This is a genomic window from Neisseria sp. P0007.S010 (assembly GCF_051962875.1).
Taxonomy (GTDB): Bacteria; Pseudomonadota; Gammaproteobacteria; order Burkholderiales; family Neisseriaceae; genus Neisseria; species Neisseria subflava_A.
Genome location: NZ_JBQCUX010000053.1, coordinates 1 through 260, shown reverse-complemented (window position 1 = coordinate 260; position 260 = coordinate 1). Strand labels below are relative to the sequence as shown.

The 260-nt window shown below is 30.8% G+C and carries 1 protein-coding gene; it reads left to right on the top strand.

Features of this window, described 5'->3' with window-relative positions; genetic code table 11:
* Window positions 1-216: 216 nt before the first annotated feature.
* Window positions 217-260: hypothetical protein (locus ACTHR7_RS10870; protein WP_440370816.1), on the top strand; the 44-nt coding region annotated here is incomplete at its 3' end.

Here is a 260-nt window from a genome sequence, read left to right as displayed (position 1 = left end):
ATATTATAGTTATCGCTAAATGCACGGGCGATTACACCAAGATTATTCATATCTCCAAACAAGCCATGAATGAAAACTAAGGTAGGTGAATTCATTGATTGTTTTGTTTGGTGAAATTGATGGTTTAATAATTGGGAAGATGACATATATTTTACGTGAGAATTTGGTTAGAAATCGTTATAATGGACGAAAATTTTAGCAAACGGAGAGAAAAAAATGAAGATAATTGAAGTCGATGAAGAATTATATCAATACATTGC